Consider the following 26,815-nt stretch of genomic DNA (forward strand, 5'->3'; position numbering starts at 1 on the left):
CTTCTTCCGATTGGATTTCTTGCTATTACCGGTAGAGGCGGCGCGAACAAGTTATCCATAGCCGGCGATAGTCCGTATCGGACTGTCCTTGCATATGGGATATTTCTTCAGAAGTTATGTTGATGTCGTTCAGACAATTCCTAATGTTTATTGCGTACGCCAAACGAGGCGACACGAGCTGCCATAGGCTTTTAGGCTTGGCCGCTCATGGAATTGGCTGAATATGTGAGGCGAGAAGTATATTCGCGGTGCGCGCCGTGATCGGTTGTTTGGGAAGTTTCCTACAATTCATGTAGGCAAGTTTTTAGGCTTCCTCAGTCATTGAATATCAGTCACTTCCTGTAACGGGCATTGTTCCAATCCAGCAGGCAGAAGGAGGTCGCCACGTTGCGCCGCATTTCGTGGTTTTGCGTATCCGCCCGGGCGCTCCTGCTGGGTCTCTTTCTGCTGTCACCGATGGCGGTCGAATCCGCCCCCGTGGGAGCTGCGCCCCTGCATCTGTCGAGCCAGTTGCAGGTCGACCAGCAGGAGCTGGCCATATCCGAGAGCGACTGGCACTGGTTGCGGCAGAAGCGCGACCTGGTGCTCGGGGTGGCCGGCGATGCCGAGGCGCCGATGGCGATGCTGCAGCGCGACGGCAGTTTCGAGGGCATCACGGCGGACACCACCGCGCTGGTCGGGCAGATGCTGGGCATGCGCATCGTCCTGCGCGAGCTGCCGGACCAGGCCGCCCTCGCGCGGGCACTGGAGTCGGGCGAGATCGACATGACGACCGCGTCCAGTCACGGCCTGCGCGGTGCCAGCGTGGCGCGCAGCCAACCCTTCGCCATCGAGCACGCGGCGCTGTTCCGACGCCAGGAGGACACGCGCGAGTTCCCCGCCGACCTGGCCGGGCTGACCGTGGTCACCACCACCGAGTACCTGGGCGACCCGGCCCTGCGCCGCGGATTTCCCGGCGCGCGCCTGGTGGCCGCGGATTCGGTGGACGGGGCGATGGCCGCAGTGGCCTTCGGCAAGGCCGACCTGTACCTCGGCGATGTGCTTGCCGCCTATTACCGGATCAACCGGGGCTTCCACGGGATGGTGCGCTTCGAGCGCTTCGCCGAGCTCAAGGCCGATGGCGTGGCCTTCATCGTGCGCTCGGACGATGCCCCGCTGCTGCGCGGCCTGGACGCCACGCTCCATGCCCTTGGCCGCTCGCGCCTGGATGAGATCACCCGGCGCTGGATCGGCAGCGGCGTGATACCGGCGCTGGAGCCCCTGCCCCTGACGCAGGAAGAGCGCCGCTGGGTGGAGCGTCACCCGGTGGTGCGCCTGGTGATCGACGACGACATGGCGCCCATGGCCTTCTTCGATGCCCAGGGCCAGTTCCGCGGTATCACCGCCGACCTGCTGGAAATGACCTCCCTGCGCACCGGCCTGCGCTTCGAGGCGATCAGCCGTCGTGGTGGCTTTACCGACCAGATCAGCAGCCTGCAGCAAGGCAGCGCCGACCTCGCGATCCTCAGCCAGGGGCGCGAACGCGAGGCGCTGCTGCGCTTCACCCGCCCGGTGATGACCAACCCCTTCGTGCTGGTGGCGCCGCGCGGCGACGACGGCCTCGCCGAACCGCTCGACGGCATGGAGGGCAAGCGGCTCGCCATCGCCAGGGGGCACGTGGCGTTGGCGGAGGTGCGGGACACCTACCCCGGTGCCGAAATCGTCGAGGCGGGCTCGACGCTGGATGCGATGAACCTGGTCTACGGCGGCGGCGCCGATGCGGCCCTGATGTCGCTGCCCACGGCCCGCTACTACGTGGTCCGGCTGTTTCGCAATCGCCTGGCGGTGGCTGAGCTGGTGCCCATCGAGCCGGCCACGGCGAACTTCGCCATGCGCCGGGCCGATGTCGAGCTGCAGTCGATCCTCGACAAGGCCCTGGCGAGCCTGGCACCGGACGAGCTGAACGCTGCCGCCAATCGCTGGCGCGGCAGCCCGGCCATGAGTGCGCAGACCTGGCGTGACTACAACCAGCTGATCCTGCAGATCGTGATCGGTGCGCTGGTGCTGCTGGCCCTGGCCCTGGCCTGGGGCCTTCGCCTGCGCCGCGAGGTGCGCAAGCGCATGACGGCGGAGCGGCAGCTGAACGACGAGCTGCGCTTCATCGAGACGCTGATCGATTGCATGCCGCAACCGGTCTTCGTGCGTGATGTCGAGGGCCGCCTGCTGTCATGCAACCGCAGCTACCTGGACACCCTGGGGTTGGCGCGCGAAGACATCCTGGGGACGACGGCCCCGGAGCTGCCCCTGGCCTTCGAGGCGGCGCCGCTCTTCCACCAGGGCTACCTGCAGGCGATGGTCGACGGGCAACTGGTGCGTGGCGTGCACGAGTTGGAACTGGGCGGGCGCAGGCTGTGGATCGAGCATTGGACCCAGCCCTTCCAGGACTCGACCGGCGCGGTCAAGGGCGTGATCTGCGGCTGGATCGACATCACCGAGCACCATCATCTGGTCCGTGAGCTGGAGGAGGCGAAGAACCTGGCCGACGACGCCAGCCGAGCCAAGACCGCCTTCCTCGCGACCATGAGCCACGAGATCCGCACTCCGTTGAACGCGGTGATCGGCATCCTCGAATTGGCCCTCAAGCGCGCGGAGCACGGCCCGATCGACCCGGCCGGCATCCAGGTGGCCTATGGGTCGGCCCGCAGCCTGCTGACCCTGATCGGCGACATCCTCGACATCGCCCGTATCGAGGCGGGACGCCTGAGCCTGGCCCCGGCGCGCGCCAACCTGCGCGAGCTGGTGGAGTCGGTGGCCCGGGTGTTCGACGGCCTGGCCCGGCAGAAACGCCTGGAGCTGGTGCTGGAAATCGATTCGAGCATCCAGGGCGATGTGCTGGTCGATGCCATGCGCTTCAAGCAGATCCTCTCCAACCTGGTCAGCAATGCCATCAAGTTCACCCCTGAAGGGCGGGTCGGCGTGCGCGTCACGGGGGACCTCGCCGAGCCCGGGATGCTGCGGGTGGTGCTGGTGGTGGAGGACAGCGGCATCGGCATCGCGCCCGAGGACCAGGCGCGGCTGTTCCAGCCCTTCTCCCGGGTCGAGCAGGCCGATCAATTGACCGAAGGTACCGGCCTGGGCCTGGTCATCTGCCGCTCGCTCTGCACGATGATGGGCGGCCGGCTGGCCCTGGACAGCGAGCCGGGGCGCGGCACGCGGGTCGAGGTGGAGCTGCGCCTGCACCGCCTCGACCCCGTTCCCGAGCCCGTCCCCACGCCGGGCCCCCTGGCCGGCCCGGCAAGGCGCCTGCGGGTACTGGTGGTCGACGATCACCCGGTGAACCGGCAGATTCTCCAGCAGCAACTGGTCTTCCTCGGTCACGAGGCCGAGGAGGCGGCGGATGGCCAGGACGCCCTGCAACGCTGGCGCGCCCGGCACTTCGACGCGGTGGCCACCGATTGCCACATGCCCCGCATGAGCGGGGCCGAGCTGACGGCGGCGATACGCCGCGAGGAGCGCGATGGCGTGCGGCCTCGCACGCTGGTCCTCGGGCTCACCGCCGATGCGCAGGCCGACGAGATCGAGCGGGGCCTGGCTGCCGGGATGGACGAGTGCCTGGCCAAGCCCATCGGGCTCGCCGCCCTGCAGCGGGTCTTCGGTGTCGGCGAAGGGGAGCTGCTCGAGGCGGAGGGCCCTTCGGTCACCGGCTTGTTCGACCTGTCCCCGTTGCAACCCCTGACCGGCGGCGACCCGCTGCTGGTGCGCAACCTGCTCGGCGAACTGATGGCCACCAACGGCAAGGACCTCGCCCTGCTCGGCATGTTGCTGGAGCGGGGTGATAGCGCGGGCCTGTCCGAGCTGGCGCATCGGTTGATTGGCGCAGCCCGCGTCGTGCGGGCCGAGGAGGTCGTCGCGGCGTGCCAGCGGCTGATGGCGGCCTGCGCGGTGCCCAGTGCCCCTGACGGCCTGCGCCGGGGTGTCGAAGACCTGGTGCGCGCGCTGGAGCGTCTGCAACTGGAGTTGAGTGATTACCTGACCGAAGGGGCTGCGGCACCCGCGCCCTGAGCCGTCGAAGGCGTCAGGACGAAAGCCGGGTGGTCGCTGGTGGGCGGGTATCGCCGATCCATCGACGGAAGGCCGACCCGTCCATGGGCCGGGCGAAGTAGTAGCCCTGGGCCTGCACGCAACCCAGCTCCATCAACAGTGTCTTCTGCTCCAGGGTCTCCACGCCCTCGACCACCAGGGAAATACCCATCGCCTCGGCCAGGGTCACGCTGCTGCGAATGACGGCGCCGCAGCGGGGCTGGCTTTGCAGCTTGCGGATGAACGAGGCGTCGAGCTTGATCTGGCTGAAGGGCAGTGCACACAACCGGTCGAGCGAGGAGTAGCCGGCACCGAAGTCGTCCATGGCCAGGCCGCAGCCCATCAGGCGCAGGCGCACGAGGTTCTCCAGGCTGGTCGCCGGGGCGCGCAGCAGGCCCGTCTCGGTCACCTCGAAGGTCAGCCCCTCGCCGGGCAGGCCGCTGTCCATCAGGCGTCGTGCCACCCGCTCGACCATCTGCCGGTCGCCCAGCTGGATGGGCTGGATGTTGATGGCCAGCTCGACCTGCCGGCCCTCTTGCGCCAGTTCCTGCTGCACCGCCAGCCCCTGGTCCAGCAAGCGCCAGAACAGGCGATCCACCAGGCCGCTGGCCTCCATCTGCGGCAGGAACTGTGCCGGCGACAGGATGCCGTGCTGGGGGTGGCGCCAGCGAGCGAGCATCTCGGCGCCACGCAACGCACCGTCGCGCATGTCGACCTTGGGCTGGAACCACGCTTCGAACTCGTCGCGTTCGAAGCCTTCGGCTATCTCCGCCAGGGACGGCAGCTCCATCACTTCGGGGGATGCGGGCAACTGCTCCTGCTCGGGCGCGAAGCCGCGCAGCAGGCGGGCGGCCCGGTTGATGTCGAACGGCTTGCCGAGATCGCCGAGGAATTCCACGCCGAGGCAGCGGATCATCGAGATGGTGGCCTGGCGCAGCACCGGCTCGACAGCGCTGGCGAGCATCACCGCGCGCAGCAGGCCCCGCTGGCTGGCATGGCGGAGGAAGGCCAGGCCGTCCATGCCGGCCATGCGCAGGTCGCAGAGCACGATGTCGACACCGCCGCAGGCTTGTAGCATGGCCAGCGCCTGGTCGCCGTCCTCCGCTCCATGGATCCGGTCCAGGCCCATTCTCTCCAGTGCGGCTATCGCCAGCAGGCGCTGGAAGGGTTCGTCTTCCAGCACCAGAATGCTTATGTTCTTCATCGGGTTTCGCTCGGCAGATGTGTGATGCCGGTCACGTTACTGAGGAGGCTCGGCAACGAGCTAGGCGAAGATTCCCGGAAATTTGTAGGAAATTTCATCAGTGCTTGGGCGTGGCCATGGTTGCCGTGCTTCGGCGTAGAGCCCGCGTCGCCCCAGAAGAGACCGACATGAGAAGTGCCCTGATAGTCGACGATCATCCCGTCATCCGCCTCGCCGTGCGCATGCTGCTGGAACGCAATGGCATCCAGGTGCTGGCGGAGACGGACAACGGTGTCGATGCGCTGCAACTGATCCGCCAGCACGAGCCCGACATCGTCATCCTCGATATCGGTATTCCGCGCCTGGACGGGCTCAAGGTGATCGCCCGCATCCGCGCCCTGGGGCTCGACAGCCATGTGCTGGTGCTCACCTCGCAACCCGCCGAGAGCTTCTGCCAGCGCTGCATGCAGGCGGGCGCCAAGGGATTCGTCAGCAAGGAAGAGGACCTGCAGAACCTCGTCATCGCGATCAACTCGATCAGCGCGGGGTTTTCCTTCTACCCGGCCGATGCACTGCAGGCGGGCCAGACCGCGCTGACCAGCGAGGCCGAGCTGGTCGCACGTCTGTCCAACCAGGAGCTGATGGTGCTGCAGTACCTGGCGGCGGGTCTCTCCAACAAGCAGATCGGCGACCTGATGCTGCTCAGCAACAAGACCGTCAGTACCTACAAGAGCCGCATCCAGCAGAAGCTCAACCTCGGCTCGTTGCTGGAACTGATCGAATTCGCCCGGCGCAACGACCTGGCCAACAGCACCGCTTCCTAGCCGGGCCCCTCCCTGGCGAAGGGCCTCCCCTGCGTACTCCCGCGCCCTGACTTTGCGCATCTCCGGATCCGACCCCTGCCTCATTTTTGGAGTTGACGGCTTTTTCCTGGCTTTTTAAGGATTTTTCCTACGGTTTTTCCTGGCGCTCGATGCCGGATGGCGGGTGTGTCGCTCGATATCATCTTCCCCCTGGAAAAGGCGCGCCGCCACTGCGGCCCTCGTTCCCGCCTTCCCCGCCACGAATCAGGACCAATCGCCACCCGCCCGGCCCGCCCCGGGCGGCGGCCATTCAGGAAAAACCGATGCACCCCACCGCAAGGATCACCCGATTGATCGCCGCACTCTTCATCGCCTCCTTCCTGCCGAGCGTGCAGGCCGGCATGGTGGTGAACGGCACCCGTTTCATCTATCCCGCCAAGCAGCAGGAAATCAGCGTGCGGGTGAGCAACGACGGTACGGAGCCGTCCCTGGTGCAGGCCTGGATCGATCGCGGCGACCCGTCGAGCAAGCCGGAGCAGGCCGATGCGCCCTTTTTGCTCACGCCGCCGATCTTCCGCCTCGACCCGGGCAAGGGGCAGAGCCTGCGCCTGGCGTTCACGGGCGAGGCACTGCCCACTGACCGCGAGACGGTGTTCTGGCTCAACCTCCTGGATGTCCCGCCACAACCCGCGGCGGACAGCGGCAACTCCATGCAGTTCGCCATCCGCACCCGCCTGAAACTCTTCTATCGACCGTCCGGCTTGCCGGGCAGCGCGTCCGGAGCGGCCCAGCAGATCAGCTGGCGACTGGTGCAGAACGGCGCGCAAAGCGTGCTGCGAGCGAGCAACCCCAGCGCCTTCCATGTGTCGTTCAGCGATGTCTCGCTGAATGTCGGCGGGCGGGCGCACCAGGCCGGCGATGGGATGGTGCCGCCGCTCGGAAGCCGCGACTTCCCCCTGCCGGGCGCGGTGCAGCGTGGAGCGGCCGCCACGGTGGTGACGAAGTGGATCAACGACTACGGCTCATCCATTGGGCACGAGGCGAGGCTGGAGCCGTGAGCAGGCGGCTCGTGCGCGAAAGGCGCTGATGCCGCTCGATCGTTCGCGCGCCATTCATCGATGCGCCAGGTACGACTATGAAAGCTCTTTCAGACAGGTATCCGGGATCGGCCACGCGTGGCGCTCGCAGGGTGCGTCTCGCGCCCCGAGGGGGACGGCTCAAGGTCATGGCCGTGGTCCTTGCCTCCCTGGCGCTCAGCGACTGGAGCCAGGTGGACGCGGACGAAGGCGTTTCCCCGGCCCGTTATGCCGTGTTCAACCCGGCGTTCTTCGGTAGCGGTGCGGAGGAGGCCGTCGACCTGTCGCGCTTCGCCAACGCAAACGCCCTGCCTCCCGGCACCTATCTCCTGGATATCTACGTCAACCAGACCTGGAGGGGGCGGCACGAGTTGCGGGTGCTCAGCGAGGGCGAGGGCGCTGCGGTCATCCAGCGCTACTGCTTCAAGCCCGAGCACGTCGGCACCTTCGGCATCGAGCTGGCGAACCTGCCGGACCCCCAGGCCGCTCGGCAGTCGATTACGGACAACGAGGATTGCGTCGAGCTGGATCGCCTGGTGCCCCAGGCGCAGGTCGAGGTCGATCTGTCCGAGCTGAGCGCCCAACTGAGCATCCCGCAGGCGTACCTGGGGCGACAGGCACGCGGGCACGTGGACCCCCGTGACTGGGATGCCGGGGTCACGGCCGGCTTCATCGGCTACAACGCCAGCGGCTACCGCAGCCACAGCGGCGGCGTCGGTTCGAACCAGCTGTCCCTGGGCCTTAACAATGGTCTCAACATCGGTGAGTGGCGCCTGCGCTCCAATGGCTACTACAACCGCTCCAGCCAGGATGGCGGCCCTACCCGCAGCCACTACAGCAACGCCAGCACCTATGCCCAGCGCGACCTCACCGGCCTGCGCTCGCAGCTCACGGTCGGTGACTACTACACCCCTGGCGAGCTGTTCGAGAGCGTGCCTTTCAGAGGCGTGCAGATCAGTTCCGACGACCGCATGCTCCCCGACTCCCAGCGCGGTTTCGCCCCCGTGATCCGGGGCGTGGCGGAAACCAACGCCAAGGTCACCGTGCGCCAGGGACAATCGGTGCTTTACGAGGCGACAGTGGCGCCCGGCCCCTTCAGCATCGACGACCTCTACGACTCGGGTTACTCCGGTGACATCGAGGTGACGGTGACCGAGGCCGATGGCCGCCAGCGCTCCTTCGTCGTGCCCTACGCCTCGGTGGCCCAGTTGCTGCGACCCGGTGTATCGCGCTTCAGCGTGACGGCCGGCGAGTACCGGGACCGCAGCCTGGACGCATCGCCGAAGTTCGTCATGGGCACCTACCAGCGCGGTGTGACCAACGCCTTCACCGGCTACCTGGGCAGCATCGTGGCCGAGAGGTACATGGCCGCCCAGGGCGGTGTCGCGATCAGCACCGAGCTTGGGGCCGTCGCGTTCGATGTCACCCGCTCGCATGTCGCCGAGCGTCCCGTCGCCGACTCCGCCCCCAGGAGCGGCCAAAGCTACCGGGTCACCTTCAGCAAGCTACTGGACAGCACCCAGACCAACTTCACCCTGGCTGCCTACCGCTTCTCCAGCGAGGGATATCTCGAGTTCGGCGACTACGCGCAGTCCGTCGGCAACCCGGAAAGCCGCCTCTACCGCCAGCGCAGCCGATTGCAGGCCAACATCAGCCAGCCCCTGGGGGCGAACTTCGGCAGCCTCTACCTGAGCGGGTCGGCACAGAACTACTGGAACGCCGGGCAGCGCAGCGACATGACCTTCCAGGCCGGCTACTCCAACGGTTTCAGCTGGGGAACCATGAGCACCTCGGCAGGCCGGACGCGCATGGGCTCGGGATACGAAAACCAGTACCTGCTGTCCTTCAGCGTGCCCCTGGGGCGCGACGTGCGCTCGCCCTTCCTCAGTAGCTCGGTCAGCTACGCCGGCAAGCGCAGCAACACCCAGGCCAGCCTCAGCGGCGTCGCGGGCGAGCGCTCGCAGATGAACTACAGCCTCTACGGCTCGCGCAGCAGCGACCAGGGCGACCGGTCCAGCAGCGCCGGCGGCAGCGTCCACTACTTCGCACCGGCGGCGTCGCTCAACGCCAGCTACAGCGAGGGCACCGGTTACCGCCAGCAGAGCGTCGGTATCGGTGGCAGCCTGGTGGCCCACCCAGGTGGGATCAACTTCACCCAGAGCCAGAGCGAAACCTATGCCGTCGTCGAGGCCAAGGGGGCGGAAGGGGCCTATGTCAGCAACGACATGAACGCCCGTGTCGGCAGCAACGGTTACGCGGTGGTCGGCGGCCTCGCCCCCTACCGCCACAACCAGGTGGCGATCGACCCGGTCGGCACCCTGCGCAACGTCGAGTTGCAGATCACCGAGCAGGCGGTGGCCCCGCGCCATGGTGCCGTGGTGATGCTCAGCTACCCGACCATCACCGGCGTGCCGGTGTTGCTGCGCATCCTTCGCGAAGATGGCCAGAACCCGCCGCTGGGCTCCGACGTCATCGATGCCCAGGGCGTGTCCCTGGCCATGGTGGGGCAGGGGGGGCGGGCATTCCTGCGCGGGCTCCCCCGTGAGGGCGTGCTGATCGTCCGTTGGGGCGAAGGGCCGGACAAGGCCTGCCGGGTCGACTACCAACTGCCGGAGCAGGACCCGGACGACCCCAGCTACCAACAGGTCGAGGTGCGCTGCGTCACACTCGGTGGGCGGACAGAAATCGCGCTAGCCGAATGATCCCGGCTACCGTGCGGCTCGCCATGCCTATGCGCGGGCGCTCGGGCCGGTGCTGATGCAACCCTGGTCAGCACGCGATCCCTGACACCTGGGGTTCCGAGTCGGCGGCCTCGCCACTCGATCGCAGGCGCGCCAGCCTTCATGGCGTCTAATGGACCATCCCCGCGCGGCCTCGACCGGCATGCAGGCAGGCCTGCCTCGGCAGGTCGATGGCCGCGGACTCCAGCTGTCGCGCCAGCTCGCTGCTCGATCAAGCGAATCCTTCCTGCCTTGCCGCCATGCACGACCCAGTGTGATGGCGGCTCGCAGTCCCGCGTACCGGATCGGTGTTCGCGGTGTGCTCGGCATGCGGCCTCAGTTGTAGACCACCGTGATGATCCCGGCGTCGCCCGTGCGGGAGGCGATGCTGGTCATGCTCACCGAGCTGGTTTCACCCAGGCCTGCGCAATGGCCGCGCCCGCTGGGCTCCGATCGGCCGATGGGGCTGAGGCCGCTACGGCGTCCTACATGTTCGAGCCAGGTGCTTGCAGGGGTATCGCAAAGGTCCTTGCAGATGCTTCCTACGAAAGTGATCTGTCCTAGGGCCGGTGACGCGTTTTCCGCTTGGGCCAGGCCGGCGACGCAGATGAGGGCGAGGAGGGGAATATTCAGTAGTCGTTTCATCTCAGCACTCCTTACAGGCTGAACTGAGTAAAAATCAGATGGCTCCTACGATCCAGACTTTGGCGATCCGGATTTTTTGTAGGTTCTAACTGTAGGAGCCTGATGGTTTCGCATTATCCCGGTCCTTCGGCGCGAGGTTGTGAACCCGGTCCGGTTCGGTGGTGAGTCGGACTAATCCGACCTACAAACTTCCTTGTGACACGTGGGATACTCCACCATCCGCTTCGCAGAAATTTCCGTCGGGCTTCCGGTCTTTCTGCGCATCCACGCCTCGTTTCCTGCCGGCTTTTCGCGGGTGCCTTCACCCGAAGCACGGGCCGGGTTCGCCTGCCACGGTAAATAGACCGGGAATCTTCCCCGGAAGGGCCTGTTCCAAGCTTCTGCGCGAGGCAGATATCGCCAAGGGCGCCTAACGTTAGATTCAGGCGCGTCCTCGTGTGGGGGCCGGCGATGTCTGGCGCCCTTCTTGCCTTGGTTACGAGGGTTTTCGTGACCGTTCCGGTCTTTCGATGCAGTGGCAGGGGGTGAGCAGATGGGCAGGGCAATCAAAGAACGGGCGACCGTCATCTGCCGCATGCAGGACAAGATCCTCTTCGTGCGCAAACCCAAGTCGAAGTGGACGTTGCCAGGTGGCCGGATCGAGGCGGACGAGGCGCCCGGGCAGGCGGCGTTCCGCGAACTGGTGGAGGAGACCGGGCTCGCGGTCGATACCCTCGACTACATCGCGCCCCTGGAGCTGTACACGACCCTTCACTACGTCTTCGAAGCGCCGATGCCGGAATCCCAGCAGCCCACCCCGCTGAACGAGATCGCCGACTGCCGCTGGTTCTCCGTCGAGGACCTGGGCAAGCGCAGCATCAACAAGGCCATCCGCCGCCTGCTCAAGACCTGCCAGCGCCCAGGCGCATAGGCTCACGCCATTCGGAAAGGCCCCTCGTGCCCTGCTCCGTGCAGGCTTCCCGGGCCGTCGGGCCTGCTGGCCTGGCGTGGTGCGCACGGGCCTGTGCAAAAAAAGCCCCCGCCAGGGCCGACGACCTGATGGGGGCGAGGGTGTCCCTTGCGGGACCTCAGTGTGTTGCCTCGGGGCGCCGTCCCTTGCGACAGGCCAGCGCCGTGTAGAGGGTGAGCAGCAGGACGAACCCGAGGCTCAGGCTCATCGCCTTATTCGCCGACCTGGCGCAGGCGGGTGGCGGGAACGTCGCCCAGGTTGTTGAGCAGGCGCTCGCTGTACCAGTCGAGGAAATTGATCACGCCGAACTCGTAGGTCTTGGAGTAGGGCCCCGGCTGATAGGCGGTGGAATTGATGCCGCGCTGGTTCTCCTCGGCGAGGCGACGATCCTGGTCGTTGGTCGCGTCCCACACTTCGCGCAGGCGCGCCACGTCGTAGTCCACGCCTTCCACCGCGTCCTTGTGCACCAGCCACTTGGTGGTGACCATGGTTTCCTGCGCGCTGATCGGCCACACGGTGAAGACGATCATGTGGTCGCCCATGCAGTGGTTCCAGGAGTGCGGCAGGTGGAGGATGCGCATGGAGCCCAGGTCCGGGTTCTTGATGCGCCCCATGAGTTTCTTGCTGCCCTGCTTGCCGTCCATGGTCATGGACACGGTGCCCTGCAGCAGCGGCATGCGCACGATGCGGTTGCGCAGGCCGAAGCTGGCGTGGGCATAGGGGATCTTCTCGGCGTCCCAGGCGGTGGTGCAGGCGGCTACCTGGTCCTTGAAGGCCTGGCTGGCACGCGGGTCGGTGACGTCATCCCATTCCAGTAGGGTGTTGAGCAACTCGGGGTGCGAGCCGTTGCAGTGGTAGCACTCGCGGTTGTTCTCGATCACCAGCTTCCAGTTGGCCTTCTCCATCAGGGTGGTCTGCACGGCCACCTTGGTGTTCTCCATGTCGTACGGCTCCATGTAATGGGCCAGGGTGGAGAGGAAGTCGTCGATGGCCGGCGGGTTCTCGGCCAGGGAGATGAAGATGTAGCCGCCGGCGGTCTTCACCTTCACCGGCTTGAGGCTGTAGTCCTTCAGGTCGAAGTCGGCCCCCATCTCGGTGCCGGCGAACAGCAGGCGGCCGTCCAGCTCGTAGGTCCACTGGTGGTAGGGGCAGACCAGCTTGGCGACCTTGCCCTTGTCGCTGACGCACAGGCGCGAGCCCCGGTGGCGGCAGACGTTGTGGAAGGCATGCACCTGCCCCTCGGCGCCGCGCAGCACGATGATCGGGTTGTCACCGATCTGCAGGGTCAGGTAGTTGCCCTTGGCGGGGATCTCGCAGGTCATGCCGGCGATCAGCCACTCCTTGTGGAAGATCTCCTGCATGTCGATCTGGAACAGGCGCTCGTCGTTGTAGAACGGCTGCGGCAGGGAAAAGCTGTGGTCGCGCTCGCGGAGCATCTCGGCGGTGGCCTTGCGCGCCGGGTCCAGCGGATCGCCCAGACTCAGGGTGGAAGTGATATCCATCGTTGACTCCTCAGTGGCGGGGCGCGCTGGGCGGCCTCCGCGAAAATGGCTTTCGGTCGTGACGCAAGGCGGCTTCACCTCCCCTTCCGACGCTGCCGATAGCGCGCTGATAGAGGGGGAATGTCGCTCGTTTGCTTGTGTTCGGCTGGGGCTGAGTGTGGCGTCGGGGACTGACCCGACCTTATCCATGGACGACACGGCCACATCCGTTTCCGACTCCGCAGCCCTTGGCGTTGCTGGCAGGTCGCGATAAGCATGTGAATGTCGCTGGCAGGTAAGTGGGCGCTTTTTCGCTTACGCAGAATCCGTTCCATTGGGGCCGATTTCCGGCCGCGCGGAGATGCGTTATGAGCAGCAACAGCTTCCTGAATCCGGTGACGACACAGACCTGGGCCAACGGCCGTCATCTGGTGCGCTGCGTGAAGGTCATCCAGGAGACCTGGGATGTCCGCACCTTCTGCTTCATGGCCGACCAGCCGATGGTGTTCTTCTTCAAGCCCGGGCAGTTCGTGACCCTGGAGCTGGAGATCGACGGCCTGCCGATCATGCGCTCCTACACCATCTCCAGCTCGCCGTCGGTGCCCTACAGCTTCTCCATCACCATCAAGCGCGTGCCGGGTGGCAAGGTCTCCAACTGGCTGCACGACAACCTCAAGGAAGGCGATGTCATCCCGGTGCACGGCCCGGTCGGCCTGTTCAACGCCATCGACTTCCCGGCCGACAAGGTGCTCTACCTCTCCGGCGGCGTCGGCATCACCCCGGTGATGTCCATGGCGCGCTGGTTCTTCGACACCAACGCCAACGTCGACATGGTCTTCGTCCACAGCGCGCGCACGCCGAAGGACATCATCTACCACCGCGAGCTGCGCCACATGGCCTCGCGCGTCGGCAACTTCAAGCTGCACCTGGTCTGCGAGAAGTACGACATCGGCGAGACCTGGTCCGGTTATCGCGGCTACCTCAGCCAGCCGATGCTGCAATTGATCGCACCGGATTTCATGGAGCGCGAGATCTTCTGCTGCGGCCCCACCCCCTACATGAGCGCGGTCAAGCGCCTGCTCGAAGCCAACGGCTTCGACATGCAGCGCTACCACGAGGAGGCCTTCGGCCCCACCCCGCCGGAAATCCGCGCCGAGGTGAAGGAGCATGCGGCCGAAGCGGCGGAGGCACCGGCGGTGCCGGCGGCCGACCTCAACCTGGTGGAGTTCACCAGCACCGGCAAGAGCATCCGCGTGGCGCCGGGCGAGACCGTGCACACCGCCGCCGCCAAGCTCGGCCTGCACATCCCCAAGGCCTGCGGCATGGGCATCTGTGGCACCTGCAAGGTCATGAAGACCGCGGGGGAGGTGGAGATGGAGCACAACGGCGGTATCACCGATGACGACGTCGCCGAGGGCTACATCCTCTCCTGCTGCAGCGTGCCCAAGGGTGATGTCGCCATCGACTATTGATCAGTAATTGACCGATCGCCCAGGGGGGCCGGCAAACGGGGCCCCTGGCGTTTGGCGAACAGCTTGTCCACAGGCTGGTGCACGGCTTCTGTGGGTTTGTCACCAGGCTGAGAGTCCCGGTTGGCAAGGGTTCGGTAGCGCGCGGGGCGTTGATCAAGGATTGACCGCTCGCTTGTATCCACCGTGGGCCGGGCGCTGCAGCGGGTTATGCACAGGCAGGCCACAGCTCCTTGCACAGAGGCTGTGCACAAGATCGCCGCCATCCCTCTGAAATCGTTCGATAAATAGCCTGTAAGCCACGCTCCACGGGGCGCAAGGCATGCAGGCGACGCTGCACAGCTTGTCCACAGAAGCCTCCACCGCAGCAGGGGACAAATTCAGGCATGGCGTTGCCAGGCTGCATGTGTCGCATCCGGGCTGCCCCAGGCGCCACGCGGCCTGCAGCGCTGCTCATTATCTGAACGATTCCCTGCAGCGGCCGTACCCCGTGGCCTGCAGCCTCTTATCCACAGGTTGCCTACAGATCGCCGCACAGAAATTGTGCGCCGAATATTCATAACGCTTTGAATACGCTCATAAAACGACCTGTTCTGCACAGGTGCCGTCCTGCCTGGCGCCTGGCCGTCGCTCTACAGCTTGTCCACAGGGTGATGCACCGAAATCGAGGATAAGCCGCGGCCTGAGGATATCTCTGGCGGAACCTCATCCAGGGTGTGGGGCGCGTATGTGGAAAGGCGCCCGCTTTCGCGGGGCGCCTCGGACGGAGGGAGGGGGAGTGCGGCCCAGGGCCCCGGGCCGGAGGGAGGTGTCAGGTGTTGGCCATGGCGGCGCGGATGTCGGCAGCGAGCTCGCGCACGCGCTCCTTCTCGGTATCCCAGGAGCACATGAAGCGCGCGCCGCCGGCCCCGATGAAGGTGTAGAAGCGCCAGTTGCGGGCGCGCAGGTAGTCCAGCGCCGGCTCGGACATCTGCAGGAAGACGCCGTTGGCCTCCACCGGGAACATCAGGCTCACACCGGGCACGTCCGCCACCAGTTCGGCCAGCAGTTGGGCACAGCTGTTGGCGTGCCGGGAATAGTGCATCCAGGCATCGTCCTGCAGCAGCCCGACCCAGGGAGCGGAAAGGAAGCGCATCTTCGAGGCCAGCTGGCCTGCCTGCTTGCAGCGGTAGTCGAAGTCCTCGGCCAGCTCGTGGTTGAAGAACAGGATGGCCTCGCCCACCGCCATGCCGTTCTTGGTGCCGCCGAAGCAGAGCACGTCGACGCCGGCCTTCCAGGTCAGCTCCGCCGGGGTGCAGCCGAGGAAGGCGCAGGCGTTGGAGAAGCGCGCACCGTCCATGTGCAGGCGCAGGCCCAGCTCCTTGCACACGGCACTGATCGCGCGCACTTCCTCCGGCCGGTACACAGTGCCCACTTCGGTGGCCTGGGTCAGCGTCACCACGCGCGGCTTGGGGTAATGGATGTCCTGGCGCTTGAGGGCGATCTCGCGTACCGCTTCGGGCGTCAGCTTGCCCTGCTCGGTGCGGGCCAGCAGCAGCTTGGAGCCGTTGGAGAAGAACTCCGGCGCGCCGCATTCGTCGGTCTCGACGTGGGCCGTCTCGGAGCAGATCACGCTGTGGTAGCTCTGGCACATCGAGGCGAGGGCCAGGGAGTTGGCGGCGGTGCCGTTGAAGGCGAAGAACACCTCGCAGTCGGTCTCGAACAGCTGGCGGAAGTGATCGGCGGCGCGTGCCGTCCACTGGTCGTCGCCATAGGCGCGCTCGTGGCCGCGGTTGGCCTCGGCCATGGCGGCCCAGACTTCGGGGCAGATGCCGGAATAGTTGTCGCTGGCGAATTGCTGGGTCTGGTCGGTCATCTCGGGTCCTTGGTCCTGTCGCCCGGGTCCCCGGCAGGGGCGGGCGGATGGGAACTAACTTTACGACAGGATGGACGCCCGCAAATGACTCCAGGCGACATCCTTTTTAAACCAGGCGCTGTCCCCGGTCCGGTGACGGGGATGCCTGGAGGAACTCGCCGGGGTCTTTGCCGCTCACAACATAACCGTGCCTGCACGGGGACGGACCTTGCCATCAATGAGGAGTGTCACAGATGCGCTATTCCTACCTGATCGCCCTTGCCGCGCCCTGGCTCGTGAGCCTTTCCGCACAGGCGGCCGAATGGCCCGCAGGCGAGCGTGATCATTTCGTCAAGGAGTGCATGGCGGGGGCCCAGGCCCAAGTCGGCGCGGACAAGTTGCAGAAATATTGCGGCTGCGCGGCCGACCGGGTCAGCGCCGAATTCAGCCAGGCCGAACTGGACGAACTGAAGGCCCAGAAGACGCCGTTGCCCAAGGCCACCCACGAGCGGCTGCTGAGCGTCACCAACAAGTGCCTCACCCAGCTGAACTGACCCACCGGGCCGCCAGGCCCTGAGCAAAAAAGAGCCAGGCGGCGCCAGCCGGCGCCGTGCCTGGCCCTGCGCGTTCGTCACACAGCTTATCCACAGGGTGGTCCACGGTCTTTGTGGGCGGTTTCCCCTCGGGCGCGGCCCGGGCTCCAGCCCGGGTGCGAGGGCGTACTCAGCTGAATACCGGACGGAAGAAGCTGCGCTCGTAGCTGAGGATGCAACGGGTTTCCTCGGCATAGCCGAAGGCCGCGATGCACTCGGCGTCCGCCATGGAGCGGGTGCGGTAGTCCTCGTAGGCCGCCAGGCTGGGGAAGCTGAACATCGCCAGCGCGACATTGTTCGCGCCTTCGGAGGGCAGGAAGTAGCCGTGGTGGGTGCCGCCGAATTTCTCCACCAGGGGAATCCAGAGTTTTCCGTAGTGCTCGAATTCGGCCAGCTTGTACGGATCGATGATGTAGCGCAGGTAGCAGGTGATCATGGAGTCGCTCGTCCAGGCGCATGCGAAATGCTGCGGGGAGTCGAAACTATCCACTGCCACCCTCGCTGTCCAGGCGCGTCGCTGTGGGCATCTTCGCCAGCTGACGGCTGATCGGTTCACGTACAGCCGGGCGAGAGCCCCGGCTTGCCTGGCGTTGCGCCATCCACGCACAGCTTGTCCACAGATCGCTGCACAGCTTCTGTGCGTAAGAGTTTCGCTAACCCTCTGACATCGCACAATAAATGCGCAATGGGCCGCAGCCTGCGCAGGCCCTGGCCGGTTGCGCGGGGTGTACAGCTTATCCACAGCTTGGTCCACCGTAACTGTGGGTGACCGGGTCTGCTGCATGGATGTTCGATTGCGACCCTTTGCATGTCGCAAACGCATTCTCCCGTGGCGTCCGTAGGCATCTGGCAAGGCAGGGCGAGTCATACCATCGCTGCAAACGGGAAGCCCCCGTACCAAACGACAGGCGCCACCGCAGGCGCGTCAGGAGATCAGCGATGTTCAGCAAGCACGACCAGATCCAGGGCTACGACGACGAACTGTTCAGCGCCATGCAGGAAGAGGAGCGCCGCCAGGAAGACCACATCGAGCTGATCGCCTCCGAGAACTACACCAGCCAGCGGGTGATGCAGGCCCAGGGCAGCGGCCTGACCAACAAGTACGCCGAGGGCTACCCGGGCAAGCGCTACTACGGTGGCTGCGAGTACGTCGACAAGGTCGAGCAACTGGCCATCGACCGCGCCAAGGCCCTGTTCGGCGCCGACTACGCCAACGTCCAGCCGCACTCCGGGTCCTCCGCCAACAGTGCCGTCTACCTGGCGCTGATCAATGCCGGCGACACCATCCTCGGCATGAGCCTGGCCCACGGCGGCCACCTGACCCACGGTGCCAAGGTGTCGTCCTCCGGCAAGCTCTACAACGCCGTGCAGTACGGCATCGACACCAGCACCGGGCTGATCGACTACGACGAGGTCGAGCGCCTGGCCGTCGAGCACAAGCCCAAGATGATCGTCGCCGGCTTCTCCGCCTATTCGAAGACCCTCGACTTCCCGCGCTTCCGCGCCATCGCCGACAAGGTCGGGGCACTGCTGTTCGTCGACATGGCCCACGTCGCCGGCCTGGTGGCCGCGGGCCTCTACCCCAACCCGCTGCCCTACGCCGACGTGGTCACCACCACCACCCACAAGACCCTGCGCGGCCCGCGCGGCGGCCTGATCCTCGCCCGCAAGAACGAGGAGATCGAGAAGAAGCTCAACTCCGCCGTCTTCCCCGGCGCCCAGGGCGGCCCGCTGATGCACGTCATCGCCGGCAAGGCCGTGTGCTTCAAGGAGGCACTGGAGCCCGGCTTCAAGACGTACCAGGCGCAGGTGATCAAGAACGCCCAGGCGATGGCCGGGGTGTTCATCGAGCGCGGCTTCGACGTGGTCTCCGGCGGCACCGACAACCACCTGTTCCTGGTCAGCCTGATCAAGCAGGGCCTGACCGGCAAGGACGCCGACGCCGCCCTGGGCCGCGCCGGCATCACCGTGAACAAGAACGCCGTGCCCAACGACCCGCAATCGCCCTTCGTCACCTCCGGCGTGCGCATCGGCACCCCGGCCATCACCACCCGTGGCTTCAAGGAAGAGCAGAGCGTCGCGCTGGCCGGCTGGATCTGCGACATCCTCGACCACCTCGGCGACGCCGATGTCGAGGCCCAGGTCGCCAGGCAGGTGGCCGGCCTCTGCGCCGATTTCCCCGTGTACCGCTGATCCAGGAGCACGCGCATGCAACGTTATTCCGGCTTCGGCCTGTTCAAGCATTCCCTGAGCCACCACGAGAACTGGCAGCGCATGTGGCGCAACCCCACGCCCAAGCCGGTCTATGACGTGATCGTGGTCGGCGGCGGCGGTCATGGCCTGGCCACGGCCTACTACCTGGCCAAGGAATTCGGCGTGAAGAACGTCGCAGTGGTCGAGAAGGGCTGGCTGGGCGGCGGCAACACCGCGCGCAACACCACCATCGTCCGCTCCAACTACCTGTGGGACGAGTCGGCGCACCTCTACGAGCATGCGATGAAGCTCTGGGAGAACCTCTCCCAGGACCTCAACTACAACGTCATGTATTCCGCCCGTGGCGTCTACAACCTGTGCCACACGCTGCAGGACCTGCGCGACTCCGAGCGCCGCGTGAGCGCCAACCGCCTCAACGGCATCGATGGCGAGCTGCTGGACGCCAGGCAGGTGGCCGAGGAGATCCCCTACCTCGACTGCAGCAAGAACACCCGCTACCCGGTCCTCGGCTCCACCGTGCAGCGCCGTGGCGGCGTGGCCCGCCATGACGCCGTGGCCTGGGGCTATGCCCGCGCCGCCGACGCCCTGGGCGTCGACCTGCTGCAGAACACCGAAGTGATCGGCTTCCGCAAGCAGGACGGCGTGGTGATCGGCGTCGAGACCAACCGCGGCTTCATCGGCGCCAAGCGCGTCGGCGTGGTCACCGCCGGCAACTCCGGGCACATGGCCAAGCTCGCCGGCTTCCGCCTGCCGCTGGAATCCCACCCGCTGCAGGCGCTGGTATCCGAGCCGATCAAGCCGGTCATCCACAGCGTGATCATGTCCAACGCCGTGCATGGCTACATCAGCCAGTCCGACAAGGGCGACCTGGTCATCGGTGCCGGCATCGACGGCTACAACGGCTACGGCCAGCGCGGCTCCTACCCGACCATCGAGCACACCCTGCAGGCCATCGTCGAGATGTTCCCGGTGCTCTCGCGCGTGCGCATGAACCGCCAGTGGGGCGGCATCGTCGACACCACTCCCGACGCCTGCCCGATCATCGCCAAGACGCCGGTGAAGAACCTGTTCTTCAACTGCGGCTGGGGCACCGGCGGCTTCAAGGCCACCCCCGGTTCCGGCCACGTGTTCGCGGCGAGCCTGGCCAAGGGCGAGATGCACCCGCTGGCCAAGCCCTTCTCCATCGAACGTTTCCACAACGGCGCACTGATCGACGAGCACGGCGCCGCTGCCGTGGCTCACTAAGGAGACCCGCCATGCTGCACATCTTCTGCCCCCACTGTGGCGAGCTGCGCTCCGAAGAGGAATTCCACGCCAAGGGCCAGGCGCACATCCCGCGCCCGCTGGACCCCAACGCCTGCACCGACGAGCAGTGGGGCGACTACATCTTCTTCCGCGACAACCCGCGCGGCATCCACCACGAGCTGTGGGTGCACGCGGCCGGCTGCCGCAAGTACTTCAACGTCACCCGCCACACCGTGACCTACGAAATCCTCGAGACCTACAAGGTCGGTGAGCGCCCTGCCATCACCGACGCCGGGACCCAGGAGAAGAAAGCCGTGGACCAAGGAGTAACGGCATGAGCCAGCCCAACCGTCTTTCCAAGGGTGGCCGCATCGACCGCAGCCAGCCCCTGACCTTCACCTTCAACGGGCAGAGCTACCAGGGCTACGCCGGCGACAGCCTGGCCGCCGCGCTGCTGGCCAACGGCGTCGACATCGTCGGCCGCAGCTTCAAGTACTCCCGTCCGCGCGGCATCGTCGCCGCCGGTGCCGAAGAGCCCAATGCCATCCTGCAGATCGGCTCCACGCCCGCCACCCAGGTACCCAACGTGCGCGCCACCCAGCAGGCGCTCTACGCCGGGCTGGTGGCCGGCAGCACCAACGGCTGGCCGAGCGTCAACACCGACCTGATGGGCATTCTCGGCAAGGTCGGCGGGCAGATGATGCCGCCCGGGTTCTACTACAAGACCTTCATGTACCCGCAGAACCTCTGGCTGACCTACGAGAAGTACATCCGCAAGGCCGCCGGCCTCGGTCGCGCGCCGACCGAGACTGACCCCGACATCTACGACCACATGAACCGCCACTGCGACGTGCTGGTGGTGGGTGCCGGCCCCGCGGGCCTGGCCGCCGCCCTGGCCGCTGGCCGCAGTGGTGCGCGGGTGATCCTCGCCGACGAACAGGAAGAATTCGGCGGCAGCCTGCTCGACACCCGCGAGACCCTCGACGGCAAGCCCGCCGCCGAATGGGTGGCGCAGGCCATCGCCGAACTCGAGAAGCTGCCGGAAGTGACCCTGCTGCCGCGCGCCACGGTCAACGGCTACCACGACCACAACTTCCTCACCATCCACCAGCGCCTCACCGATCACCTCGGCGAGACCGCGCCCATGGGCCAGGCCCGCCATCGCGTGCACCGCGTCCGTGCCAAGCGCGTGGTGCTGGCCGCCGGTGCCCACGAGCGCCCGCTGGTGTATTCGAACAACGACGTGCCGGGCAACATGCTCGCCGGCGCCGTCTCCACCTACGTGCGCCGCTACGGCGTGGCGCCGGGCAAGGAGCTGGTGCTGTCCACCAACAACGACTACGCCTACCGCCTGGTGCTGGACTGGCTCGACGCCGGGCAGAAAGTGGTCGCCGTGGCCGACGCCCGGAGCAACCCCCGTGGCGCCTGGGTCGAAGAAGCCCGCGCCCGTGGCGTGCGCATCCTCACCGGCAGCGCCGTGATCGAGGCCCGTGGCAGCAAGCGCGTGACCGGTGCACGCATCTGCGCCATCGACGTCAAGGCGCACAAGGTCACCAGCCCCGGCGAGGTGGTCGACTGCGACCTGATCGCCAGCTCCGGCGGCTACAGCCCCGTGGTGCACCTGGCCTCCCACCTGGGCGGCAAGCCCACCTGGCGCGAGGACATCCTGGCCTTCGTGCCGGGCGAGGGCGGCTTCCAGAAGCGCATCTGCGCCGGCGCCGTGAACGGCGTGTTCGCCCTGGGGGACACCCTGGCCGATGGCTTCGAGGCGGGCGCCAAGGCGGCCGCCGAGGCCGGCTTCAAGGAAGTCACCGGTACCCTGCCGAAGGCCGAGAAGCGCCACGAGGAGGCCACCCTGGCGCTGTTCCAGGTGCCCCACGACAAGTCCACCGCCCGTGCGCCGAAGCAGTTCGTCGACCTGCAGAACGACGTCACTTCCGCCGGCATCGAGCTGGCGACCCGCGAGGGCTTCGAGTCGGTCGAGCACGTCAAGCGCTACACCGCGCTGGGCTTCGGCACCGACCAGGGCAAGCTGGGCAACATCAACGGCCTGGCCATCGCCGCCCGTTCGCTGGGCATCAGCATCCCGGAAATGGGCACCACCATGTTCCGCCCGAACTACACCCCCGTGGCCTTCGGCGCCGTCGCCGGCCGCCACTGCGGGCACCTGTTCGAGCCCAAGCGCTACACCGCCATGCAGCGCTGGCACCTGGCCAATGGCGCCGAGTTCGAGGACGTCGGCCAGTGGAAGCGCCCCTGGTACTTCCCCAGGAATGGCGAGGACCTGCACGCCGCCGTGGCCCGCGAGTGCAAGGCCGTGCGCGAGAGCGTGGGCATCCTCGACGCGTCCACCCTGGGCAAGATCGACATCCAGGGCCCGGACGCCCGCGAGTTCCTCAACCGCGTCTACACCAACGCCTGGACCAAGCTGGACGTGGGCAAGGCCCGCTACGGCCTGATGTGCAAGGAAGACGGCATGGTGATGGACGACGGCGTGACCGCCTGCCTCGCCGACAACCACTTCCTGATGACCACCACCACCGGCGGTGCCGCGCGCATCTTCGAATGGCTGGAGATCTACCACCAGACCGAATGGCCGGAGCTCAAGGTGTACTTCACCTCGGTCACCGACCACTGGGCCACCATGACCCTGTCCGGCCCCAACAGCCGCAAGCTGCTGGCCGAGGTCACCGACATCGACCTGGACAAGGACGCCTTCCCCTTCATGAGCTGGAAGGAAGGCCTGGTCGGCGGCGTGCCGGCGCGGGTGTTCCGCATCTCCTTCACCGGCGAGCTGTCCTACGAGGTCAACGTCCAGGCCGACTACGCCGCCGGCGTCTGGGAAAAGCTCATCGAGGCCGGCAAGAAGTACAACCTCACCCCCTACGGCACCGAGACCATGCACGTGCTGCGGGCCGAGAAGGGTTTCATCATCGTCGGCCAGGACACCGACGGCTCCGTCACGCCGGATGATCTCGACATGGGCTGGGCGGTCGGTCGCAACAAGAGCTTCTCCTGGATCGGCTGGCGCGGCATGAACCGCGAGGACTGCCTGCGCGAAGACCGCAAGCAGCTGGTGGGCCTCAAGCCCCTGGACCCGAACAAGGTGCTGCCGGAAGGCTCGCAGCTGGTGTTCGACCCGAAGCAGTCGATCCCCATGACCATGGTCGGCCACGTTACCTCCAGCTACATGAGCGCGGCGATGGGGTATTCCTTCGCCCTCGCGGTGGTGCGGGGCGGCCTCAAGCGCATGGGCCAGAAGGTCTTCGCCCCGCTGGCGGACGGCAGCGTGATCGAGGCGGAGATCGTCAGCTCGGTGTTCTACGACCCGAAAGGGGAGCGCCAGAATGTTTAAGCAGCAGGCCGAGACCATGGAATTCGACGGTGCCGGCGTGCACCAGGCAGGTGAGAAATGAGCGCAGTGAACGTGTACAAGCAGCGTCCGGACGAACTGGCCGGCGAGTCGCCGCTGTTCCATGCCGGGCTCGACGAGCTGGCCGGTAAGGGCGCCCTGGGCAAGCCCGGCGGTGCCGGCGTCACCCTGCGCGAGAAGAAGCTGCTCGGGCACCTGGTGCTGCGTGGCGATGCCCGTGACCCGGCCTTCGCCGGTGGCGTGCACAAGGCCCTGGGGCTGGAGTTGCCCGTGGCGCTGACCCTGGTGGCCAGCGGCGAGACGTCCCTGCAATGGCTGTCGCCGGACGAGTGGCTGCTGATCCTCCCCCGTGGCGAGGAGTTCGCCGCCGAGCAGCGCCTGCGTGAAGCCCTGGCGGGGCTGCACCACGCGGTGATCAACGTCAGCGGCGGGCAGACCGTGCTCGAGCTGAGCGGACCCAAGGTGCGCGAGGTGCTGATGAAGTCCACGCCCTACGACGTGCACCCGAGCAACTTCCCGGTGGGCAAGGCGGTGGGCACCACCTTCGCCAAGTCGCAACTGGTGATCCGCCACACTGGCGAGGAAACCTGGGAACTGCTGATCCGCCGCAGCTTCTCGGACTACTTCTGGCTCTGGCTGCAGGACGCCAGCGCCGAGTACGGGCTGGCGATCAAGGCCTGAAGGCAGGGTGGACGAGGCCGTTCTCGTCCACCGCAGCACAGCGAAGGTGGATGGGTGAAGCGTCATCCACCCTACGCCCCCGGATAGCGTGGATTACCGAGGTCCCGACATGAGCCGCACCCCAGACACCTGGATCCTCACCGCCCACTGCCCCAGCGTGCTGGGCACCGTGGACGCGGTGACGCGCTTCCTCTACGAGCAGCGCTGCTACGTCACCGAGCACCATTCCTTCGATGACCGGCTCTCCGCGCGTTTCTTCATCCGCATCGAGTTCCGCCAGCCCGACGGCTTCGAGGAGCAGGCCTTCCGCGCCGCCCTGGCCGAGCGCGTGGCGCCCTTCGACATGCAGGTCGAACTGACCCCGCCGAGCTACCGCGCCAAGGTGGTGCTGATGGTGAGCAAGGCCGACCACTGCCTGAACGACCTGCTCTACCGCCAGCGCATCGGCCAGCTGGCCATGGACGTGGTGGCGGTGGTGTCCAACCACCCCGACCTGGAGCCCCTGGCGCGCTGGCACGACATCCCCTACCACCATTTCCCCCTCGACCCCAACGACAAGCCCGCCCAGGAGCGGCGCGTCCTGCAGGTGATCGAGGAGACCGGCGCCGAACTGGTGGTGCTCGCCCGCTACATGCAGGTGCTGTCCCCCGAGCTGTGCCGCCGCCTGGACGGCTGGGCGATCAACATCCACCACTCGCTGCTGCCCGGCTTCAAGGGCGCCAAGCCCTACCACCAGGCGTACCAGAAGGGCGTGAAGCTGGTGGGGGCCACGGCCCACTACATCAACAACGACCTCGACGAGGGCCCGATCATCGCCCAGGGCGTGGAGCCGGTGGACCACGCCCATTACCCCGAGGACCTAATCGCCAAGGGCCGCGACATCGAGTGCCTGACCCTGGCCAAGGCCGTGGGCCTGCACATCGAGCGCCGGGTGTTCCTCAACGCCAACCGCACCGTGGTGCTCTGAACCAACAGACGCAGCCCGGGCTCCAGTCCGGGCGCGTGCCCGACCCCGGGCTACAGCTTTCGGAAACCGCCCTGCCAAGGTTCATCGGCGGTGTCCGGCAACAGACACAAGCTCCAGTACAAGGCCGCGTGGCCCAGGCCGCGCCTTTGTATCCACAACAACAAAGGAGATTCATGCATGTCTGGTAATCGTGGTGTCGTCTATCTCGGCGCAGGCAAGGTCGAGGTACAGAAGATCGACTATCCCAAGATGCAGGACCCGCGCGGTCGCAAGATCGAGCACGGGGTCATCCTGCGCGTGGTATCCACCAATATCTGCGGCTCGGACCAGCACATGGTGCGCGGCCGTACCACCGCCCAGGTCGGCCTGGTGCTCGGCCACGAGATCACCGGCGAGGTGATCGAGAAGGGCAGCGACGTCGAGAACCTGAAGATCGGCGACCTGGTCTCCGTGCCCTTCAACGTCGCCTGCGGCCGCTGCCGTTCCTGCAAGGAAATGCACACCGGCGTCTGCCTCACCGTCAACCCGGCCCGTGCCGGCGGCGCCTACGGCTACGTCGACATGGGCGACTGGACCGGCGGCCAGGCCGAGTACGTGCTGGTGCCCTATGCCGACTTCAACCTGCTGAAGCTGCCTGACCGCGACAAGGCCATGGAGAAGATCCGCGACCTGACCTGCCTCTCCGACATCCTGCCCACCGGCTACCACGGCGCGGTCACCGCCGGCGTCGGCCCGGGCTCCACCGTCTACGTCGCCGGTGCCGGCCCGGTCGGCCTCGCCGCTGCCGCGTCCGCGCGCCTGCTGGGTGCCGCGGTGGTCATAGTCGGCGACGTCAACCCGGTACGCCTGGCCCACGCCAAGGCCCAGGGCTTCGAGATCGCCGACCTGTCCAAGGACACCCCGCTGCACGAGCAGATCGCCGCCCTGCTGGGCGAGCCGGAAGTGGATTGCGCAGTGGACGCCGTGGGCTTCGAAGCACGAGGCCATGGCCATGCCGGTGCCCAGCACGAAGCGCCGGCCACGGTGCTCAACTCGCTGATGGGGGTGGTGCGCGTCGCCGGCAAGATCGGCATCCCCGGCCTCTACGTCACCGAGGACCCGGGCGCGGTGGACGCCGCCGCCAAGCTGGGCAGCCTGAGCATCCGCTTCGGCCTCGGCTGGGCCAAGTCGCACAGCTTCCACACCGGCCAGACCCCGGTGATGAAGTACAACCGCCAACTCATGCAGGCGATCATGTGGGACCGCATCAACATCGCCGAAGTGGTCGGCGTGCAGGTGATCAGCCTGGACGATGCGCCCCGTGGCTACGGCGAGTTCGACGCCGGCGTGCCGAAGAAATTCGTCATCGACCCGCACAAGCTGTTCAGCGCCGCCTGACCCACCCGCAAACCCCCGGTACCGCGCCTGCTACGTTGCGGTACCTGTTTTCGAGGAGCCCATGGGCTCCTCTTTTTTATGGGGGAAGGCGGGGGGCACCTGGCCTCGCACCCGAAGGCCGGACTGCTCCGTAGCCCGGGCTCCCT

The 26,815-nt window shown here is 66.6% G+C and carries 19 protein-coding genes; 14 read left to right on the forward strand and 5 right to left on the reverse strand.

All coding sequences use genetic code 11. The features are described from left to right. The first annotated feature begins 456 nt into the window (after positions 1–456). Positions 457–4,041 (forward strand): ATP-binding protein, encoded by a 3,585-nt coding sequence (locus HSX14_RS03125; RefSeq protein ID WP_173174907.1) that lies wholly within the window; start codon positions 457–459, stop codon positions 4,039–4,041. Positions 4,042–4,054: 13 nt separating this feature from the next. Here the strand turns inward: HSX14_RS03125 and HSX14_RS03130 are convergent, their stop codons facing one another. Continuing rightward, positions 4,055–5,263 (reverse strand): EAL domain-containing response regulator, encoded by a 1,209-nt coding sequence (locus HSX14_RS03130; protein WP_173174904.1) that lies wholly within the window; start codon positions 5,261–5,263, stop codon positions 4,055–4,057. A 167-nt stretch (positions 5,264–5,430) separates the two neighbouring features. On the opposite strand from HSX14_RS03130, the gene HSX14_RS03135 reads away from it, so the two are divergent. The 3 genes from HSX14_RS03135 (at position 5,431) to HSX14_RS03145 (ending at position 9,823) form a co-directional block, all read left to right on the forward strand. After that, positions 5,431–6,066, forward strand: coding sequence for a response regulator (locus HSX14_RS03135; RefSeq protein WP_173174902.1), 636 nt, complete (start codon positions 5,431–5,433; stop codon positions 6,064–6,066). A gap of 302 nt (positions 6,067–6,368) precedes the next feature. Further along, positions 6,369–7,103 (forward strand): fimbrial biogenesis chaperone, encoded by a 735-nt coding sequence (locus HSX14_RS03140; protein WP_173174900.1) that lies wholly within the window; start codon positions 6,369–6,371, stop codon positions 7,101–7,103. 167 nt (positions 7,104–7,270) lie between these two features. Beyond that, the gene (locus HSX14_RS03145) at positions 7,271–9,823 is read left to right on the forward strand and encodes a fimbria/pilus outer membrane usher protein (RefSeq protein WP_228723536.1); all 2,553 of its coding nucleotides are present in this window, start codon (positions 7,271–7,273) and stop codon (positions 9,821–9,823) included. A 354-nt stretch (positions 9,824–10,177) separates the two neighbouring features. On the opposite strand, the gene HSX14_RS03150 is transcribed toward HSX14_RS03145, so the two are convergent. Continuing rightward, the gene (locus tag HSX14_RS03150; RefSeq protein ID WP_173174896.1) at positions 10,178–10,486 is read right to left on the reverse strand and encodes a hypothetical protein; all 309 of its coding nucleotides are present in this window, start codon (positions 10,484–10,486) and stop codon (positions 10,178–10,180) included. 532 nt (positions 10,487–11,018) lie between these two features. On the opposite strand from HSX14_RS03150, the gene HSX14_RS03155 reads away from it, so the two are divergent. Then, a complete protein-coding gene (locus HSX14_RS03155) occupies positions 11,019–11,396 on the forward strand; it encodes an NUDIX hydrolase (RefSeq protein WP_173174894.1) in 378 nt (125 codons plus the stop codon). A gap of 251 nt (positions 11,397–11,647) precedes the next feature. Here the strand turns inward: HSX14_RS03155 and gbcA are convergent, their stop codons facing one another. Next, positions 11,648–12,937, reverse strand: a complete 1,290-nt coding sequence (gene gbcA / locus HSX14_RS03160) for a glycine-betaine demethylase subunit GbcA (RefSeq protein ID WP_173174892.1) — start codon at positions 12,935–12,937, stop codon at positions 11,648–11,650. Between the two features lie 347 nt (positions 12,938–13,284). Here gbcA and gbcB point away from each other — a divergent pair, with 347 nt between their 5' ends. After that, positions 13,285–14,388 carry a glycine-betaine demethylase subunit GbcB gene (gene gbcB / locus HSX14_RS03165; protein WP_173174890.1) on the forward strand — a complete coding sequence of 368 codons (1,104 nt, stop codon included), beginning with the start codon at positions 13,285–13,287 and terminating at the stop codon, positions 14,386–14,388. An 808-nt stretch (positions 14,389–15,196) separates the two neighbouring features. Here gbcB and HSX14_RS03170 read toward each other — a convergent pair. Then, positions 15,197–16,240 (reverse strand): threonine aldolase family protein, encoded by a 1,044-nt coding sequence (locus HSX14_RS03170; protein ID WP_173174888.1) that lies wholly within the window; start codon positions 16,238–16,240, stop codon positions 15,197–15,199. A gap of 233 nt (positions 16,241–16,473) precedes the next feature. Between HSX14_RS03170 and HSX14_RS03175 the strand changes: the two genes are divergently transcribed. Next, complete coding sequence (locus HSX14_RS03175; protein ID WP_173174886.1) at positions 16,474–16,773, forward strand: hypothetical protein; 300 nt, start codon at positions 16,474–16,476, stop codon at positions 16,771–16,773. A gap of 169 nt (positions 16,774–16,942) precedes the next feature. Here the strand turns inward: HSX14_RS03175 and HSX14_RS03180 are convergent, their stop codons facing one another. Then, positions 16,943–17,248 carry an NIPSNAP family protein gene (locus HSX14_RS03180; protein WP_173174884.1) on the reverse strand — a complete coding sequence of 102 codons (306 nt, stop codon included), beginning with the start codon at positions 17,246–17,248 and terminating at the stop codon, positions 16,943–16,945. Between the two features lie 503 nt (positions 17,249–17,751). Here HSX14_RS03180 and glyA point away from each other — a divergent pair. From glyA to fdhA, 7 genes are all read left to right on the forward strand, one after another. After that, a complete protein-coding gene (gene glyA / locus HSX14_RS03185) occupies positions 17,752–19,005 on the forward strand; it encodes a serine hydroxymethyltransferase (RefSeq protein ID WP_175384236.1) in 1,254 nt (417 codons plus the stop codon). Positions 19,006–19,020: 15 nt separating this feature from the next. Continuing rightward, positions 19,021–20,271: a sarcosine oxidase subunit beta family protein gene (locus HSX14_RS03190; protein WP_173177467.1), complete on the forward strand. Its 1,251-nt coding sequence runs from the start codon at positions 19,021–19,023 to the stop codon at positions 20,269–20,271. Between the two features lie 11 nt (positions 20,272–20,282). Then, positions 20,283–20,609 (forward strand): sarcosine oxidase subunit delta, encoded by a 327-nt coding sequence (locus HSX14_RS03195; protein ID WP_173177469.1) that lies wholly within the window; start codon positions 20,283–20,285, stop codon positions 20,607–20,609. Then, positions 20,606–23,626, forward strand: a complete 3,021-nt coding sequence (locus HSX14_RS03200) for a sarcosine oxidase subunit alpha (RefSeq protein ID WP_173177471.1) — start codon at positions 20,606–20,608, stop codon at positions 23,624–23,626. Before HSX14_RS03195 ends, HSX14_RS03200 begins: the two co-directional genes overlap by 4 nt. A gap of 57 nt (positions 23,627–23,683) precedes the next feature. Further along, a complete protein-coding gene (locus HSX14_RS03205) occupies positions 23,684–24,325 on the forward strand; it encodes a sarcosine oxidase subunit gamma (RefSeq protein WP_173177473.1) in 642 nt (213 codons plus the stop codon). Positions 24,326–24,434: 109 nt separating this feature from the next. Beyond that, on the forward strand, positions 24,435–25,292 hold the full coding sequence (gene purU, locus HSX14_RS03210) for a formyltetrahydrofolate deformylase (RefSeq protein WP_173177475.1): 858 nt from the start codon (positions 24,435–24,437) through the stop codon (positions 25,290–25,292). A 177-nt stretch (positions 25,293–25,469) separates the two neighbouring features. Continuing rightward, positions 25,470–26,669 (forward strand): formaldehyde dehydrogenase, glutathione-independent, encoded by a 1,200-nt coding sequence (fdhA, locus tag HSX14_RS03215; protein ID WP_173177477.1) that lies wholly within the window; start codon positions 25,470–25,472, stop codon positions 26,667–26,669. Positions 26,670–26,815: the final 146 nt, after the last annotated feature.

Source organism: Pseudomonas tohonis (assembly GCF_012767755.2).
Classification (GTDB): Bacteria; Pseudomonadota; Gammaproteobacteria; order Pseudomonadales; family Pseudomonadaceae; genus Metapseudomonas; species Metapseudomonas tohonis.